We start from the raw sequence: 16,804 nt of genomic DNA, 5'->3' as shown, positions 1-16,804 counted from the left end.
TATAACCAGTCACTCATTATATTAACACAAATTGGAACGTTCCAAACTTGTTTTATCCAGACTAACCCTTTGCCTTAAAAAGAGAACAGCGAGGAGCCCTGCGGATGGGAATGTTAACGAAATGGTCGCTGGCGACCGGCGTACTGCTGGGCAGCCTTCAGGTGCAGGCCGGGGATTTGACCCAGTGGGTCGACCCCTTTATTGGCACCGGCGGCGATGGCCATACCTTTCCCGGCGCCGTAGTGCCCTTCGGCATGGTGCAGTTAAGCCCTGATACCGACAACCCGATGCGCAGCGTCTCGCCCCAGAGTGAAATCTACAAACGCTGCGCCGGTTACCATTATGACGACAGCACCATAGTCGGCTTCTCCCATACCCATTTCAGCGGCACCGGTCACTCGGATTTGGGCGATTTGCTCATCATGCCAATGACCGGCAAGCCCAACACAGAACCGGGCACGGCCACCGACCCTGACAGCGGCTATCGTTCCCGCTTCAGTCACGACGATGAAGAAGCTTCCCCCGGCTACTACAGAGTAAAACTCACCGATTATCAAATCGATGCTGAGCTTACTACCACAGCCCGCACCGGCATGCACAGGTACAGCTTTCCCAAAACCGATCAAGGTCATGTGGTTATCGATCTCACCCACGGCATCTACAACTTCGCCAATAAGGTGATCTGGAGCGATGTGCGGATGGTGGATGACAGCACCCTTATCGCCTCGCGCCGCTCCAACGGCTGGGCGCACGAGCGCCCCATGTACTTCGCCATCCGCTTCTCCCGCCCTTTCGACGATATCGAGCTGATTAACGAAGACAACGCCCGCTACCGCTGCATGGGCTGTCTCGACAATAAAAATGGCAAGCACTCCACCATAGTCAACAGCCGCATTCCTTTCACCGCAGGTAAGGCAGTTAAGGTACTGGCCCGCTTCGATAATCCCCATCAGGCGCCGCTATTGGTCAAGGTGGGCGTATCCGCCGTGGATAAAAGCAATGCACTGGAAAACCTGAACCGCGAGCTGCCCCACTGGGACTTTGATAAGGTACGCAGCGACGCCAAAGCCGCCTGGCAAACCGAGCTTGAGCGCATGGAAGCCAAGGGCGACAAGTCGCAAAAACGCCAGTTCTACACCGCGCTTTATCATGCGCTGCAGGCGCCAAGCCTGTATCAGGACGTCAATGGCGAGTACCTGGGCGTTGATGGTGAAATCCATAAAGCCGACTTTACTCACTACACCCTGTTCTCGCTCTGGGACACCTACCGTGCCCTGCATCCGCTGCTGACTCTGGTTTCCCCCGAGCGCGTACCCGACATGATTAACTCCATGCTGGCCCACTACGACCAGAGCTATGACCGCATCCTGCCGATTTGGTCGTTCCACGGCCACGAGACCTGGACCATGATTGGCTACCATGCGGTGTCGGTGATAAGCGATGCCTGGCAAAAAGGCATTCGCGGTTTTGATGGCGAGCGGGCGCTGGATGCCATGACGGCCACCGCCAACCACCCCAATTACGATGCCATTCCCGAGTACCTGAAATACGGCTACGTGCCCATGGATGTGCTGCCAGAGTCAGTGTCCATCACCCTGGAATACGCCTACGATGACTTTGCCATCGCCCGCATGGCCGAAAGCATGGGCGAGACAGATATCGCCAAAGCCTTCGATAAGCGTGCCCAGAGCTGGCGCAATGTGTTTGATCCTGAAACCAAATTTGCCCGTGGCCGCGACAGCAAAGGCAACTGGGATAAAGACTTCGATGTGGAGGAAGCCAAGTACATGGGCCCCTTCACCGAAGGCAACAGCTTCCAGTACAGCTTCTACGTGCCCCACGATGTGGCGGGCCTTATCAACATCAAGGGTGGCGATGATGCCTTTATCGAGCGTTTGGATGAGCTTTTCACCCGCCCGCTCCATGCCGACAAAATCAAGGAACACGAAGACATTGCCGGTCTGATTGGCCAGTACGCCCACGGCAACGAGCCCAGCCACCATATCGCCTATTTGTACAACCACGCAGGCGCCCCCTGGATGACCCAGGCGCGAATTCGTCAGATCATGGATACCCTCTCCAACGACACCCCATCGGGCCTAGCCGGTAACGACGATGTGGGCCAGATGTCGGCCTGGTACCTGTTCTCCGCCATGGGCTTTTACCCGGTTACCCCGGGGGACATGACCTATGTGATAGGCGCGCCGCAGCTGCCGGAAGTCACCCTCAAGCTCAGTAACGGCAAGCGCTTTAAGGTTATCGCCAAGGGGCTGTCGAAGGACAATTTGTACGTTGCCAGCGTGAGCCTCAACGGCAAGCCGCTGAGCCACAGCTATCTGCACCATAACGACATCATGGCCGGTGGTGAACTGGTGTTTGAGATGGCAGCAACGCCGAACAAAGCCTGGGGCAAGGCGATTGATGCGCGCCCCAAGGCCATGAGCCCTTACAAAAACTAAAAGCGTCCACCGTCAAAAACGGGAAAGGACACACAAGGACTGACAATGCACACTTACCCTACCCTAATCGGCCTGGCCGTCACAGCCGCACTGGGCGCCATCGCACTTAGTGGCTGCGGCAGCAACGACTCAGACAATCGCGGCCAGGCTGACACAAATCGCAGCCAGGCTGACAGCAGCGTCGCCAACAAAGCGGCAAAAAAACCGAACTGGATTAGCCAGCCGGTGAACTTTGTTAATCCGCTGATTGGCAGCCAGGGCGTATTCAACCATCGCCAGGCGGCCAACGTGGCCGTGGGCGCCTCACTGCCCTTTGGTATGTTCAATTTTGGCCCCGAGCACGCCTACACACAGGCGCTGCTTGATGAAAGCGAAGGCTTGAAAAAGCGCGTACTGGAAGAGAAGGTGCGTATTCCCGTCTCCCCCGGCGGTTACAACTACGACGCCACCCGGGTTAAGGGATTCAGCTTCACCCGCCTGTCCGGCACCGGCTGCCTCGGCGCCTCAGGCGAAGTACCGGTGCTGCCATTCCTGGAGCCCATCAAGCACTCACCCGATACAGATTTGATGGACGCTTACTACAGCGTGGGATACAGCCACGCCAACGAAAGTGTGCGCCCCGGCAGTTACCGTCTTACCTTGGATAACGGCGTTGGTGTGAACTTAAGCGCCACTGAGCGCAGCGGCATCGCCGAGTTTGATTTCCCCAAAGATGCCGACGCCAAGCTGCTGTTCCGTACCGCCTACAACCAGCTTGGCAGCGAAAAATCCAGCACCCGCTTTAATCCCGAAACCGGCGAAATCACAGGCTCAGTCACCAGCGGCAACTTCTGCGGCTATCTGGGCGAAGCCAACCGCTACAGCTATTACACCCTGCACTTTGTGGCCAAACTGGACGTGCCCGTAACCGCCAGCGGCGGCTGGCAGGATGACAAGATGCTGCCGGGCGCCAGCTATAGCGAAGGCGGCACCGGCTACGGCCCCAAGGGCGTGCCCGAGCTTGGCAAGGGCTCAGGCCTGTGGCTTGAACTGGATACCGCCGCGCAGCAAAAAGTCACCATGCGGGTGGGGATCTCTTACGTGAGCGAGGCCAACGCCCGCCACAACCTGGCCGCCGAGCAGGCCCATAAAGACTTTGGTGCCGTGGAAACTGCGGCCAATACACGCTGGAACGAGACCCTCGCCAAGGTCAGGGTTGCCGCCAACCCTGAGGCCGACAAAGACCGGCTCACCACCTTTTACACCGCGCTTTACCATGCGCTGCACCACCCCAACCTTTTCAGCGACGTTAACGGCGAGTACACCGGCTTCGATGGCAAGGTGCATAAGCTGAGTGCTGGCCAGCAGGCCCAGTACGCCAACTATTCCCTCTGGGATGTGTACCGCTCGCAGTTGCAGCTGATAAGCCTGATGGAGCCCAAAATCGCCTCCGACATGGCCCAATCGATGCTCAATCAAGCCAATCAATATGGCGGCGTGTGGGACAGATGGACCCACAACTCGGGCGCGACCTCGGTGATGTCAGGCGACCCCTCCACCATCGCCATCGCCAACTTTGTCGCCTTCGGCGCCGATGATTTTGCGGTGGAAGCCGCCTATAAGTCGCTGTACAAGGCCGCCACCGAGCCGACTCAGTTTGACCTTAGCGACACCGGCTGCCCTGTATTCTGCCGTGGTCAGCGGCCCTCGCTGGATCAGTGGCTGTCGCTCAACTACATTTCCGACCAATCCAACAGTTGGGAAGGCGCCAGCGAAACCCTGGAGCAGGTGAGCGCCGACTTCGCCCTGTCGCAGCTTGCCGCAAGCCTTGGTCATGAGAGCCAGAGCAAGCAGCTGCTTAAGCGCGCCGGTTACTGGAAAAACCTCTACAACCCCAAGGCCACCGCCGAGCTTGGCTACATTCAGGGCCGCAACAAAGACGGCAGCTGGAAGGCCGATTTCGACCCGGCGAGTCCGCATCTGTTTGTTGAGGGCAGCCCGGCCCAGTACCTGTGGATGCTGCCCTTTGATGGCGCGGGCATGTCGGCGCAGCTTGGCGGCGACGCCGCCATGGAAGCTAGGCTTGATAGCCACTTTATCAAGCCAGACGGCAGCTATGTGCTGTTCCGCGATGATGCCTTTTTTGCCGATGTGAGTAACCAGCCCTCCATCAACAGCCCCTGGATGTACCTGCACACAGGTGCCGCCTATAAAACCCAAAAGGTGGTGCGCGAGACCCTGAACACCCTGTGGCTGCCAACGCCCAAGGGTATTCCGGGGCAGGATGATTTGGGGCAGATGTCATCCTGGTATGTGTTCTCGGCGCTGGGGCTTTACCCCATGCTGCCGGGCCGCGCCGAGCTGGTACTGGCCGCCCCTGTGTTTGAAGCCGCCGAGATAGGCAAGCTCAGCATCCGCGCACCCGGCGCCAGCAACGACAGACTCTACGTTGATGAAATAGTGCTTGATGGCAAACCCAGCCTGAAAAGCTATATTCCGGCCGATTACGTAGAGCGAAAAACCAGCCTGGAATTCAAGCTATCAGACGAGCCGAATCCGGCCTTTGGTCAGGCCAAGACCGACCGTCCGCCTTCATTTTCACTGACAGGAAACTAAGCCATGGCCTTCGTTTCATCCACCTCATCCCACAGCGAAAGCGCCCTGCCAACCCAGAGCCATCAGCAACTGCTGTTTGGCGCCATGACCAGTTTGTTTTTCATCTGGGGCTTTATCACGGCGCTGAACGATATTCTTATCCCGCATTTGAAAGGGATATTCGAGCTCAGCTACACCCAGGCGATGCTGGTGCAGTTCTGCTTCTTTGGCGCCTACTTTCTGGTATCACCACTGGCGGGGCTTATCATTGCCCGCATCGGCTACCTGCGGGGCATCATCTTTGGCCTGTGCACCATGGCCACAGGTTGCCTGCTGTTTTACCCCGCCTCCAGCCTGGAAGAATATGAACTGTTCCTGCTGGCGCTGTTTGTGCTGGCCTCGGGCATCACCATCTTGCAGGTTTCCGCCAATCCGTTTGTGGCTCGCCTCGGCCCCGAGCGCACTGCCGCCAGCCGCCTGAATCTGGCCCAGGCGCTGAACTCGCTGGGTCATACGCTGGGCCCCCTGTTTGGCAGCCTGCTGATTTTCGGCGCTGCCGCTGGCACCCACGAAGCTGTGCAGTTGCCCTATCTGCTGCTGGCCGCCGTGATTGGCATTATTGCGGTGGGCTTTATCTTCCTTGGCGGCAAGGTCAAACAAACCGATATGGGGGTAGATCATCGCCACTCGGGATCGCTGCTGACCCATAAACGCCTGCTGCTGGGCGCGCTGGCGATATTCCTCTATGTGGGCGCGGAGGTGTCGATTGGCAGCTTTTTGGTGAACTACTTTGCCGAGCCCAGCATCGGTGGTCTGAATGAGAAGAGCGCCGCAGAGCTGGTGTCCTGGTATTGGGGCGGCGCCATGATAGGCCGTTTTGCCGGTGCAGCTCTCACCCGCCGCTTTAACCCGGCCATGGTGCTGGCAGCCAATGCCGTGTTTGCCAACCTGCTGCTGATGGTCACCATCATTTCCAGCGGAGAGCTGGCCATGATTGCAGTGCTGGCGGTGGGCTTTTTCAACTCCATCATGTTCCCCACCATCTTCACTCTCGCCATTGAAGGCCTTGGGGAACTCACCAGCCGAGGTTCGGGCCTCCTGTGTCAGGCGATTGTAGGCGGCGCCATACTGCCGGTAATACAAGGCCTTGTTGCCGACAATGTGGGTGTCCAGCTGAGCTTTATCGTGCCAACCGTTTGTTATTTTTACATTTGTTGGTATGCCTTCTTTGCCCGTAACCGGGCACATGGAGAAACTGCATCATGAGTAAAAGGGTGCTGTGCTTCGGTGAAGCCCTGATTGATTTTCTGTGTACCGGGAACGATGAAGACGATGGCCTGATGCTGCCCGGCTTTCGTCAATATCCGGGCGGCGCCCCGGCCAACGCGGCGGTGGCGGTGGCCAAGCTCGGTGGCCATGCCCGCTTTGCCGGCTTGGTGGGCAAAGACAAGTTCGGTGACTTTCTGGCCCATTCGCTCGCCCGTTACGGCGTGGATATCAGCCTGCTTGGGCGCCATGTTTCTGCGCCCACCTCACTGGCCTTTGTGCATTTGAACGATGAGGGCGACCGCAGCTTCAGTTTTTACCGTGATGGCGGTGCCGACACCCTGTTTGAAGCCAGCATCGTGGACGCCGGCTGGTTTGAAAACACCGCCATCTTACACCTGTGCAGCAACACCCTGACCACGCCCCAAAGCGCAGAAGCCACCCTGTCGATGGCCGACAAAGCCATTGCCGCCGGGCTTTACGTGAGCGTGGATGTGAACCTTCGCCACAACTTATGGCAAGGCAACCGCGCCTGCAAAGAGACAGTGATGCGCCTGGTGCACAAGGCCCATGTGCTCAAGTTTGCCAGGGAGGAACTAGAGTATTTGGCAGATAGCAATCAGCTCGACTTTATCCAAAACCTGCTCGATTCCGGCTGCAAGTTGCTGCTGGTCACTGATGGCGGCAATCCGGTACGCGCCTTTTTCGGCAAGCAAAGCTTCACCTTGGCAGCGCCCAAGGTGGATGTGGTGGATACAACAGCAGGCGGTGATGGTTTTATCGGTGGCCTCTTGTTTTGCATCGCCCGCGATGGACTGGATAGCCTGCTCGAAACTGAAACCACCCTCAAAGATACTCTTGGCTTTGCCATTGGCTGCGGCGCACTGGCCGTGAGCCGGCCCGGCGCCTTCCCGGCACTGCCGGGACTCGCCGAGGCCGAGGCGTTTCAGGCCTCGATGGGCGACACCTTCCAGCCGATGTCCTTTGAGCACACAGAAAACCAGACCTGAAGGCAGAGACACCTATGAACTTCTACAGTCGTGACTTTTTGATGGCTCACTCCCAAAGCATTCTGGATTTTTACGACCCACGGGTACTGGATGCCAGCGGCGGTTACTTTCACAACTACTATGATGACGGCAGCCTGTTTGACCCGGGGTTTCGCCAGCTCGTGAGCAGCTGCCGCATCACGGTGAACTATGCCCGCGCCGCCGAGGTGCTGGATAAACCTGAGTATCTGGCCCACGCACGCCATGGTCTGCAATATCTGCTGGAGGTGCATCTGCAAGCGGATGAGCGCTTCGCCTGGACACTGCGCAACCATCAGCCCGAGGACATGACCCAGCAGGCCTATGGCTATGCCTTCGTGCTGCTCGCCTTCGCTGCCTGCCGCAAGGCCGGGATTTTACCGGACAACGACAAGCTGCTGTGGATCTTCAAGTTGCTCGAGCAGCGCTTCTGGCAGCCTGAGTATGGCCTCTATGCCGATGAAATCAGTGCCGATGGCGTGCTGTCTGACTATCGCGGCCAGAACGCCAACATGCACCTGTGTGAAGCCATGATTTCCGCCTTTGAAGCCAGCGGCGAAGGCCGCTTCCTCGACCGTGCCATGGAGATTGCCGACAGGATTGCCAACCGTCAGGCGGCGCTCACCGGCGGCATCATCTGGGAACACTTTACCCCCGAATTCGCCATCGATTGGGACTACAACAAGGACGACCCCAAGAACCTCTATCGCCCCTGGGGTTTTCAGGGCGGGCACCAGACCGAATGGGCTAAATTGCTGCTGTCACTCGCCCGCCACAGCCATCAGTCCTGGCTGATAAGCCGAGCCAAAACCCTGTTCGACACCGCTTTTGACAAGAGCTGGGACGAGGAGCACGGCGGTATGGTGTATGGCTTCGGCCCGGATGGCGACTGGTGTGACGACGACAAGTACTTCTGGGTGCAGGCAGAAAGCTTTGCCGCAGCCGCCATGCTGTATCAACAGACCGGCGAGCAAAAGTACCTCGATGCCTACAACGCCCTCTGGAACTACGTTTGGCAACATTTCGTCGACCATGAGCACGGCGCCTGGTTTCGGGTGCTGTATCGAAATAACCGCAAGTATTCCAACGAGAAAAGTGCTGCCGGTGCCAAATGTGACTACCACACCCTCGGTGCCTGCTTCGATAGCCAGCGGGATTTAACGTAACCCGGTGTCTCCAAGGTCTGTTCCAACATCACAGAATCAAAGGTTCCTTCCATTTTGCCGCCCTCTGGGCGGCTTTTTTTTGGGCTCAGGCTAACCCCCTTGGCCGGTGCCTCAGGTACAAAATGCTACCCGAATCAGGTTGAGGCACCACCAACAAGCATCCTATGTTGCAAAGTTGCTCATTGTCCCCATTTGAATACAGCGGGAAATAAATTCAGGTCAAAATGGCCGAACACCCCGCCAGAATTCAAACGGGAGAAAACACGCAATCAATTAATAAAAAGCTAATTCTAAGGCAGCTCACCCATATGAAACCATTGTTCAGGATTTCAAAAATTGCCGCCCTGTGCTTAACCCTCACAGGAGCAGGCGTAGTCGCCATTCCGGCCCATGCCGATGACGACATCCAGGATCAGGCCTCGGCCAGCCTGCAATTTACCCTTATCACCGGCGAAAAAGTCTCTGCCGTGGTCAAACCCGATGGCCAACTCGCGGGTATCCGTTTACACAGCGAAGACGGTACAGAGCAGGTGACCAGCCTGTATCAGGTGGGCAATGACCAGTACATTGTGACGCCAAAATCTCAGGCACTGGTGGAATCCCGACTGGTGGATATGGAGCTGTTTAATATCTCCAAACTCCATGCGGGTGGCTATGACGACGCCTCAAGCGCAACCTTGCCGGTGATCATTCAGTATCGCGATGGAGCCCTCGCCGGCAGCGCCGTACCTGTAGCCCCGCTTGGCAGTGAGCTGGTCAGCGAGATTGAACTCATTGACAGCGCCGTTATCGGCATTAACAAAAAAGACGCCGCCGAAGTGTGGCAATCTCTGACTGCCGACACCAGCATCGAAGCCCTGTGGCTGGATGCCGTTATCCACGCCGATAAGTCTATCCCGTCGACAGCCGCTCTCACTCCCACGGTACCATTGACCGGCGCCTATGGCCCACTGGCAATGCCATACCAGGGCCATGGAGTAAAAGTTGCCGTGCTCGATACGGGTTACGACACCGAGCACCATGACCTGCACGGCCGCGTAATTGCATCGAAAGACTTCACCTATTCCAGCAATGGCGTGGACGATTTGAATGGCCACGGTACTCACACAGCCTCTACCATCGCAGGCACAGGTGCCGAGTCCAATGGTCTTTGGGTGGGTGTAGCCCCCGGTGCCGAGCTCATCATCGGTAAGGTGCTGGGTAATAACGGCGGCGGTACCACCTCCGGGATTTTGAACGGCATGCAGTGGGCCGTGGCCCAGGGCGCCGACATTGTCAGCATGTCTCTGGGTGGCAGTGGCTCCAGCTGTAGCGGCCCTTTGGTGGATATGGTTGAAGCCCTGAGCAATCAGGCACTGTTTGTGGTTTCGGCCGGTAACAGCTTTACCCGCGAAACCGTTGGTTTACCCGGCTGTGCCCCAAGCGCCCTTACCGTTGGTGCCCTGGACAGAGACAACAACACAGCGTCGTTCTCCTCCCGCGGCCCGTCCCCCGATGGCCACTCGGCCAAGCCCGATATCAGCTCCCAGGGTGTTGATGTAGTGGCGGCGGCATCCGGTGGCTTTGGCAGCACAGCCTACCGCGCCCTGTCAGGCACCTCCATGTCGGCGCCCCATGTGTCAGGTGGCGCTGCCATCCTGATGCAGGCTCGCCCCGAGCTGAGCCCCAAGCAGGTAAAAGATGTGCTGACCTCTTCGGTGCAAAAAACCGACGCCCACGTGCTTGAACAAGGTGCCGGCCCCATGGATGTGAACCGCGCCGTGGGTCAGGTCGTTATCGCTGCCGCGAATCAGGAGCTGGGACGCTTTGACTCGGCCGCGCCTGCCGGTATGCATCAAGCCGCCGTGACCCTGAATAACCTCTCTGACGCTGACGTGACCCTGAGACTGACCCTGGACCTGATTGGTGAAGACGGCAGCACCCGCCTGCCGGCTACCCTGGCCGGTCTGGGCACCAAGTCGGTCACCATCCCGGCGGGTGGCAGTACCGATGTGCCGGTATGGATTGATTCAGACGTTGCCCTGAGAAGCGGCGCCTACGGCACCATCACCGGCCGCTTGGTGGGCAGCGATAAAGACACCCAGGTCACAGTGCCAGTATCCTTTTGGATTGAGCCACCCATGGTGGAGCTGTCGGTCTCCCTGACAGATCATATGGGCTTGCCGGCCTCTTCCCCATCCAAGGTGTACATCATCAACGAGGAGGACGATTGGGGCAGCCTTATCACCCTCAGCAATGGTGCCGGCAGCAAGATGGTACCCAAAGGAAACTACAGCGTTATCGCCAACATCATGACCTATGATAACGCAAGCAAAACCTCAGGCCTGGTGGAAACCGCCACGCAAATGGCCTACCTCGACTACAAGGTTGAGACGGACACGGCGCTGAGCTTCGACTCCAGAACCGCCAAGAAGCTGCAGTTCAAGGCCGATAAACCACTGGCAACTCAGGGGTTCTCCTTCGGCTTTACCTATGCGCTGGACGACAACAAACTGGCCAAACTGGCGGCTATAGAGCTGGCACCCGACTACGTGGATAACTTCTACGCCTGGTCTCAGGGCCACGACGATCGTTTCCGCTCGTTCGTGACAACCCGCGCCGTGGCGCCGGAAACCGTGCTGACTACGGCAGACGGTGAAGTACTGAACTATGTCAATCAGGGCATGTCGCTGGCCTTCAACGGCGAAGGCGAGGCTCAGGTCGTGAACGTGGGTGATGCCGGTTATAGCACCGATTGGAGCCAGTTCGATCTGCAGGGCAAGGTGGCGCTGATTGCCAACCCCTACTATCTCACCTCTTACATGATCTCCAACGTGGCCCAGAAAGGTGCTGCCGGGGTTATCTTCTATCGTCCTGGCGCTGGCGGTCGCTATAAAACCGGGATCACCGGCACGGCCAAAATCCCTGTGGTTGCCCTGAGCAGCGAGCAGGGACAAGTGCTGGCAGACATGGTTGCCGAAGGCAAAGACACAGTGCGTTGGTCGGGTACTGCACCCGAATACTCACCCTATTCCTATTTCATCAACCACATCACCGATGGCCATGTGCAGTCAGGCGTTATCACGCTGCAAGAAAAGAAAATGCACAAGATAACGGCTGCCTATCATTCCCAGAATGACAGCCGCCCTGCCTGGCAGGACACCATGGCTGCGACCAACAGCACCGGTGAGTTCTACTCAACCGGCAGTGCGCACATGCTGATGACCCCGCAGGTACGCGATGAGTACTACACGGCCACCAGCAAAAATGCCTGGACCAACATAGTGATGAAACACGAGCAGCTGAGTACCAACGGCGGTTTCTTCGATGGTCCAAGACGCATGACCGAAGGTGCAGTTGAGCATACCAACTGGCTCAAAGGTGCCCGTACCGGTAGCCTCAATTCAGGTAACACTGCCATCGCCCGTCGCGATACCAACCTGCTGAGTTTTGGCTTCTCGGCCTACGGCGATGCCAATGGTCACGATGCCGTGACCGGCAGAAACGAGAGCGGCGCCTATGGTGTTAAACTGGACGGCAGCAATGTGTATCTGAATGCCGGCACCCTGACCGTGCCTGACTACCCAGCCGAAGTGAGCCTGGAGCTACGTTCCTATCCCCGTGGTGTGAGCAACTATTCACCGGTGCGGGACAACCTGGGTTCTTTCTATATGGGGGTATACAGCTTTACTACCATGCCGGAAAACCAGGGCGTTCAGCCACTCTTGATGCCGGCGGTGGACTTGCCACTTGCACTGGACAACACGGCCCCGGCCGGTGAGGCTATCAAGGTCACCCTCGGCGCCATTGTCGACGGCAAGGGCCCAGCCAACCTGACCGAAGTCAGCCTGCAATATGGCTATGGTCAGGAATGCTTACCGGAGAGCCCAAGCGTGTTCCTGTACTGCCCTGTTTCGCAGAAGTTCGCCGACAGCAGCTGGCAGTCTGCCGAAGTCACTCAGGAAAATGGCCAGTGGGTTGCCATCATCCCCAACGCGGCCGAAGCCGGTAACTACGTGCACCTGAAGCTGACCATGTCAGACGAAGGCAATAGCCGTGCCGAACAGCTGATGATGCGCGCCTATCAGTTGAAGTAATCTCTGCTCGTGATTCATAACTTTCCAAGCCGCACTGCCAAAACCAGTGCGGCTTTTTATTCCCTCATTGAAGACCAGCAGTAAAAGCACTACTGCCAGGAACAACATCATTGATTAGATGCCAAAAAGCTCGACCACATCTCACTGCCAATCATTGCTAATGAGAACCAATATCATTATCATAAAAAGGAATAATACTGGTTTCGCAAAGACCATTCACCTACGGCTCGCTTTGCCAGACCAGGCTGTTCTCGAACTCTTCCTAAAGACCAAAACCCGGAGTCTACTCATATGTCTGCTAGAGGCATTTTTCGTTTATCCCTCATCCAAATCGCCATCCTGGGCGGACTTGCCAACACTGTGAATGCCGAGGAGGCTGGGGCCAATATCGAACGGCTCGAAGTTAAAGGCATCCGGCAACCATTCAGGGGTGATGTGCCCTTAAAGGCACAGCCTCAAGCGGTGGAACGCCTGTCCATGGAGCAGCTGAGTGATGCGGGTATTTCGACTCTGATAGATGCACTGGACTTATCAGGCTCGGTCAGTCGTCAAAACAACTTTGGTGGCGCATGGGACAGTTTCGCCGTACGTGGCTTTGTGGGCGATGAGAACGTGCCTTCTGGTTACCTGGTCAATGGCTATGATGCCGGGCGCGGCTTTGGTGGCCCCCGTGATACTGCCAACGTGGAGAGTATTGAAATTATGAAGGGTCCGGGTTCGGCTCTTTATGGCCGTTCAGAGCCAGGCGGCACCATCAATATCATCACCAAAAAGCCCAAATTCTCCCAAGAGGGATATCTACAGGCCAGTGCTGGCCGCTGGGATAATTACCGCTTTGAAGGGGATTACACCAACGCCATTACCGATTCTCTGGCATTTCGAGTCAACGGCGCCTATGAAGATAAGGGCAGTTTCCGTAATCCGGTTGACTCCGAAAAACGCGTGCTAACCCCATCCCTACTTTGGGTAGCGAGCGATGCGACGCGTTTTGGTTATGAGCTGGAATATACCAATCAAAAAGTGCCCTTCGATCGCGGCATAGTCGCCATTAATGGCGACATCAATGCGCTGCCTGTCGACAGATATTTGGGCGAAGCAAGCGATGGCGCGACCCAAATTGACCTGCTGGGCCACCAATTCACCCTGGAACATGATTTTGGCGATTGGAGCCTATTGTCAGGAATCAGCTACCGCGATACTGCATTGGAAGGCTATTCCAGCGATCCAGAGCTGGTAAAAGGCCGTCAATTGCTGTTTACCGACGGTGAAACCCTGAGCCGTCAGCACAGCTACCGTAATTTCCAATCAACCGATCTTTCGGGCCGTGTTGAGTTAAGCGGCAGAGTCAACACCGGCGATATCACCCACCACATGTTGATTGGTGCCGATGGTTATCACTTCCACTTCGACAAATATTGGGAACGCTACCGCCCAAGTCCTGGCGATGCCACCTACAGCATCAATGTGTTCAACCCTGAATATGGCCAGATTGCCCCCGACGGTGCCTTGCTCTACAACCAGGTAGAAACCCAGGACAACTACGGTATTTATCTTCAAGATCAATTGGATCTGAGCGACAAATGGAAACTCACCCTGGGTGGCCGTTTCGACAGTTTCGAGCAAAAGATTGAAAACCATAAAACTCAGACCGTATCCAACCAGAGCCAAAACGTGTTTAGTCCCAGAGCAGGTGTGGTTTACGAATGGCAATCCTGGTTGAGCCTCTACGGCAGCTATTCTGAAGGCTTCCGTCCAAACACGGGATCAGATTACCGCGGCGTGGCCTTCGAGCCCGAAGAAAGCAAGTCCTTTGAATTGGGCACTAAGTTTGAACTGGAAAACCTCACGGGTTCTATTGCGCTGTTTCGTGCCGAAAAGAGCAATGTGCTCACCGCAGACCCGGTAAACTCAGGCTTCTCAGCAGCATTAGGCAAGGCAGACAGTCAAGGAATTGAGTTAGACTTGGCAGCTTACCTGACTGACAATACCCAGTTAATGCTCTCCTATGCCTATACCGATGCTCAAACTGCCAACGACATTCTTAATGTCGATTGGGGCGTGAGCATTCCTGAGGGGAGCCGTTTAATCAATGTTCCCAAACACAGCGGAAGTCTTACGCTTAAGCATGATATGTCACTGTTTGATATGGATGCATCGGCGGGTGCGACCGTGCTTTATGTGGGCGATCGCTTGGGGGAAACCATAGATCCCAGCTACGAACTGCCGGCATACACCTTAGTGAGCCTATATGGTACCTACGCGTTAAACCAGCATGTTAGCCTGCAGTTCAACGTGAACAACCTGTTCGACGAGGTTTACTATCAAAGCTCTTATTCGTCGCTGTGGACAATGCCGGGTGAACCGCGTAGCTACAAAATCAGTGTGCGGTATAGTTTCTGATTACCAACAGGCGTAGGGAAAAGGTCATAAATAATGTATGGCCTTTTATTTAAAGACCTAATCTAACGATGTCAGCCTTCTGAGGGCGCCAGAGGTCGGACCGACGAGGCTGGCCATCCAGCCAGCACGCGGCGGGTCGGTTTGCCTTATTCGCACCCAAAACAAAAAAGCCAGCTCAAGGCTGACTTTTAAGTTGGTACCAGAGGTCGGACCGACGGGGCTGGCCATCCAGCCGACACGCGGCGGGTCGGTTTGCCTTATTCGCCCCATTTGCACCCAAAACAAAAAAGCCAGCTCAAGGCTGACTTTTAAGTTGGTACCAGAGGTCGGACTCGAACCGACACGCTTTTAAGGGCGGGGGATTTTGAAAAAAATATCGCGTGTACTTTCTAATTAATTTTCAATAAGATGGTCAAAATTGCTAGAAACTTCGCAAATTCTTTGCAAATTTCAGATGAGTACACCCTATGGCAAAGCAGCTTGAGCGCCACCCAATCTCGGATGATCTCTATATTTTTCTGCAAGATAACAGCCACTTCTGGTACGCAAGGTTCAAGGTCGCTGGCAAGTGGCTGTGCAAAGCGACTAAGCAAAAAGAAAAAGACAAAGCTATTCATGCCGCTTATCGGCTGCTGATGGAGTATCAAATCCGCTCAGAAACCGGCACTTTGGTAACTTCAAAACGTTTTCGCGATGCCGCTGATAAAGCCATACAATTTATGCAGTCTGAGCTTGATAAAGGTACTGGTAAAGCCAACTTTCGCGATTACATCATTATCCTGAATAAGTACCATATTCCCTTCTTCGACGGTATCCACATCAGCACTATCGATATGGATAAACTTAGGGAATTTGATGCATGGCGAATTCAGCAACTAAAACGCGTCCCTGCCAAATCCACCATCTTGAACCACAATGCAGCGATGCAGATGGTATTTCAGGAAGCAGTGGCTCAAAAGTGGATGCTTCCGGGGCAAATTCCATCGTTATCAACCGCTGGGGTTGAAGCAAAACGCCGAGCCGCATTTACCCCTGAAGAATATGCCAGGGTCTATGACACTGTGGTTGAAATGCAGCACAGCAGCCGAAAAGAGATTACCAGGCAAATACGGGAGCTGCTCAGTGATTACATGGAGTTCGCTATCCATACGGGTATGCGCCCGGGAACTGAGCTCGATAACCTCACCTGGGGTGACCTGCACATCGAAAGAAAGGGACACCGCTGTCGCTTCAGTATCTCTGTACGCAAAGGCAAAACGACTAAGCACACAGGAACTCGTGAAGTCGTTTGTAAGGCAGGGCTACATGACACCATCCTACAAATGACCTTACGTTTTAAGGACAGAAAAGCAACGGATAAGTTATTCCGACTGCGAGATGGCAACACCACCCGTGAGCTGGGGCGTCACTTCGACAGAGCCGTTGAACTGGCGGGTCTTAAAGATTCGAACTTCGGCAGTCGTACACTATATTCATTGCGCCATTCGTACATTACTTGGGAGCTCGTTGCACAAAACGTCACCATCGACGTACTGGCAAAACAATGTGGCACCAGCATTCAGATGATTGAACAGCACTACAGTCACGTGATTCCAAGAATGTTCAGTAAGGAATTGTCCGGCGTGGATCTACCGGATCCGGATAAGGTGATTGCTAAGTTTGAGCCACTGCCCGATAAGTCCATCAAGTATTTCGAGCGCAAGTACTCAGAATGGGAGAATAACTACAAAAGCCGGGGATGTATCTGACCCTGCTTACGTGTACTACCTCAGACCTAATCTGACAACTGTTCCCTCAAATTGGGTAACAGTCAGATCAAAAAACATCCACTTGAT

General features: G+C 55.6%; 8 protein-coding genes. All 8 read left to right on the top strand.

Annotated elements, in window-relative coordinates:
• Window positions 1-104 precede the first annotated feature (104 nt).
• The 8 genes from K0H63_RS03210 to K0H63_RS03175 all read left to right on the top strand — a co-directional run bounded on the left by K0H63_RS03210 (window position 105) and on the right by K0H63_RS03175 (window position 16,717).
• Window positions 105-2,459, top strand: coding sequence for a GH92 family glycosyl hydrolase (locus K0H63_RS03210; RefSeq protein ID WP_220066696.1), 2,355 nt, complete (start codon window positions 105-107; stop codon window positions 2,457-2,459).
• A 45-nt stretch (window positions 2,460-2,504) separates the two neighbouring features.
• The gene (locus K0H63_RS03205; RefSeq protein WP_220066695.1) at window positions 2,505-5,054 is read left to right on the top strand and encodes a GH92 family glycosyl hydrolase; all 2,550 of its coding nucleotides are present in this window, start codon (window positions 2,505-2,507) and stop codon (window positions 5,052-5,054) included.
• A gap of 3 nt (window positions 5,055-5,057) precedes the next feature.
• Window positions 5,058-6,299, top strand: a complete 1,242-nt coding sequence (locus K0H63_RS03200; protein ID WP_220066694.1) for a sugar MFS transporter — start codon at window positions 5,058-5,060, stop codon at window positions 6,297-6,299.
• On the top strand, window positions 6,296-7,309 hold the full coding sequence (locus K0H63_RS03195; RefSeq protein ID WP_220066693.1) for a carbohydrate kinase family protein: 1,014 nt from the start codon (window positions 6,296-6,298) through the stop codon (window positions 7,307-7,309). Before K0H63_RS03200 ends, K0H63_RS03195 begins: the two co-directional genes overlap by 4 nt.
• A gap of 14 nt (window positions 7,310-7,323) precedes the next feature.
• Complete coding sequence (locus K0H63_RS03190) at window positions 7,324-8,493, top strand: AGE family epimerase/isomerase (protein WP_220066692.1); 1,170 nt, start codon at window positions 7,324-7,326, stop codon at window positions 8,491-8,493.
• 308 nt (window positions 8,494-8,801) lie between these two features.
• Window positions 8,802-12,569 carry a S8 family serine peptidase gene (locus K0H63_RS03185; protein ID WP_220066691.1) on the top strand — a complete coding sequence of 1,256 codons (3,768 nt, stop codon included), beginning with the start codon at window positions 8,802-8,804 and terminating at the stop codon, window positions 12,567-12,569.
• A gap of 291 nt (window positions 12,570-12,860) precedes the next feature.
• Window positions 12,861-14,969, top strand: a complete 2,109-nt coding sequence (locus K0H63_RS03180) for a TonB-dependent siderophore receptor (protein ID WP_220066690.1) — start codon at window positions 12,861-12,863, stop codon at window positions 14,967-14,969.
• A gap of 467 nt (window positions 14,970-15,436) precedes the next feature.
• Entirely contained in the window at window positions 15,437-16,717 is a 1,281-nt protein-coding gene (locus K0H63_RS03175; RefSeq protein WP_220066689.1) for a tyrosine-type recombinase/integrase, read from the top strand.
• The last annotated feature ends 87 nt before the right edge of the window (window positions 16,718-16,804 follow it).

The organism is Shewanella zhangzhouensis, assembly GCF_019457615.1.
Classification (GTDB): Bacteria; Pseudomonadota; Gammaproteobacteria; order Enterobacterales; family Shewanellaceae; genus Shewanella; species Shewanella zhangzhouensis.
This window is presented reverse-complemented; position numbering and strand designations above follow the sequence as displayed.

Excerpts from the sequence above, each read along its gene's own strand:
- K0H63_RS03210 (WP_220066696.1), top strand. The coding sequence starts at position 105 with ATGGGAATGTTAACGAAATGGTCGCTGGCGACCGGCGTACTGCTGGGC.
- K0H63_RS03205 (WP_220066695.1), top strand. The coding sequence starts at position 2,505 with ATGCACACTTACCCTACCCTAATCGGCCTGGCCGTCACAGCCGCACTG.
- K0H63_RS03200 (WP_220066694.1), top strand. The coding sequence starts at position 5,058 with ATGGCCTTCGTTTCATCCACCTCATCCCACAGCGAAAGCGCCCTGCCA.
- K0H63_RS03195 (WP_220066693.1), top strand. The coding sequence starts at position 6,296 with ATGAGTAAAAGGGTGCTGTGCTTCGGTGAAGCCCTGATTGATTTTCTG.
- K0H63_RS03190 (WP_220066692.1), top strand. The coding sequence starts at position 7,324 with ATGAACTTCTACAGTCGTGACTTTTTGATGGCTCACTCCCAAAGCATT.
- K0H63_RS03185 (WP_220066691.1), top strand. The coding sequence starts at position 8,802 with ATGAAACCATTGTTCAGGATTTCAAAAATTGCCGCCCTGTGCTTAACC.
- K0H63_RS03180 (WP_220066690.1), top strand. The coding sequence starts at position 12,861 with ATGTCTGCTAGAGGCATTTTTCGTTTATCCCTCATCCAAATCGCCATC.
- K0H63_RS03175 (WP_220066689.1), top strand. The coding sequence starts at position 15,437 with ATGGCAAAGCAGCTTGAGCGCCACCCAATCTCGGATGATCTCTATATT.